Annotated in this window: 2 protein-coding genes; both read right to left on the bottom strand. The window is 43.0% G+C overall.

Annotated features, from left to right (window positions below; all coding sequences use genetic code 11):
* The coding region (locus G6047_RS00285; protein WP_169525305.1) for a tetratricopeptide repeat protein at nt 1–1,576 on the bottom strand (1,576 nt) is incomplete at its 3' end.
* On the bottom strand, nt 1,569–1,777 hold a 209-nt coding region (locus tag G6047_RS00280), incomplete at its 5' end, for a sensor histidine kinase (RefSeq protein ID WP_235946466.1). The genes G6047_RS00285 and G6047_RS00280, both read right to left, overlap by 8 nt.

The raw sequence follows: 1,777 nt of genomic DNA, 5'->3' as shown, positions 1-1,777 counted from the left end.
CCAATCCGTCATCTCTTGCTTCTTGTTTCTTGCTTCTTTCTTCTGAAATCTCATCCAAAAGCTCCATGGAAACATCACTGAAATTATTCACGAAATTGAGCGGATTCTGTATTTCATGGGCTATTCCGGCCGTCAGTTCGCCCAGAGATGCCATTTTTTCGGACTGGATCAGCTGGGATTGGGTCGCTTTAAGTTCCGCAAGAGTCGATTCCACTTTTTCCTTTTCTAATCGCAGATTTCGGTTTGCCGCCTGCTTATGGCGATTGTTCCGGAACAATATGAATACAATAACCCCAACTGCTATGGCGATAAGACTTAATGCAGATATGGCAAAGACCTGACGGATCCGGACGCGTTCGGCCTCGGCATCTTTATTATCCTGAATGGCCTTGAGTTCCATCTCTTTTTTTTCAGATTCATACTGAAACTGATGCCAAAGTGATTTCTGTTGCTGATCCCGGCTGTACATGCTATCGCGGTAGCTGACGTAAATTTTATGATGCTCGAAAGCCTGCCGGAAATTTCCTTCGGCACTATCCAAAGCGGTAAGCCCAAGATAGCTGTCTTTGGTTTCATATTTATTTCCTACCGATCTCGCCAGGCTCAGGCACTTATCAAAATACTCCCTTGATTTGCCATACTGATTCAACCCCAGATAAATCCGCCCCAGATTGATGTACATATTGGCCAATCCCCATTTTTCATCTGGAAATTTTTCCATGAGCAATTGTAAGGCCTTCAAACCATCGGTTTCTGCTTTGATAAATTCCGCGCGGGATTGTTTGTCCTGATGCTGCTTTTGTAAAAGCTCTGCCTGTTTGAGGTGAATCTGGCTTGTATTAAGGGAAAAGTACATCATGCCATATTCATACTTGAGCTCTTTGTAGATGTGGTATGCAGATGTATAGAATTTCAGCGCTTTGTCATAATGACCCGTTTCAAAATAGATAGTGGCAGTTCCGCGGTCGCAGCTAGCCATTCCGTATTTTTTCTGTTGCTTCACAAAATAAACCTTGGTTTTCGTGATCAACCTGAGCGCTTCTTCATAATTATGCTGGTTGATGTAGGTAAATGCAATGTCCAGGTTAGATTGCGCGATTGCCGGTTCATCATGGATTTCTTCGGCTACTTTCAATCCGTCGAATAAATACTTCAACGACATAGAGTAATCATCCTGATGATTATACACTTCAGACAACAGGTTATTGATTGAAATCAGTCCCGGTTTATTACCCGTTCTTTTATAAATATCAAGGGCCTTGCGGTAATTGCGCACCGCATCCTCATACTTGCTCTCTTCCAGCCAATGGTTGCCAATGTTTTCAAAACCTACAGCTTCACCTTTGGGAAAATGGATACGTCTGGCGAGTGTTATGGCTTCAAAAGCGTATTTGAGCGAATTCTGATCTGCAGCAGATAGTTCGTTCCATGTATTTACCTTATTCGTATCGGCAATTCCGATAGAAGCTGCTTTTTTAAGGGAATCAAGATTTGCAACCTGGCCATAATTTTTCAGTGTCGCCAACAAAAGCGTCAGGAGAAAGGTTTTACATATGGCTCTGTTGCAGTTATGCATGCACAGGCAATTTAATTATAAAAACTGTATGATGTAACACATTGGTTTCCAGAAGCAATTCTCCACCGTGTGCTTTTATAATATCATAGGCCAGCGACAACCCCAAGCCTGTTCCTTCCCCCGTAGGTTTCGTAGTAAAAAACGGCTGGAAGATTTTCTCCCTGATGGCATCCGGAATGCCGCCACCGTTGTCTTTTACCT

This window comes from Flavobacterium silvaticum (genome assembly GCF_012911565.1).
Lineage (GTDB): Bacteria > Bacteroidota > Bacteroidia > Flavobacteriales > Flavobacteriaceae > Flavobacterium > Flavobacterium silvaticum.
The sequence above is the reverse complement of the archived record's forward strand: the minus strand, read 5'-3'. Positions and strand labels throughout refer to the sequence as shown.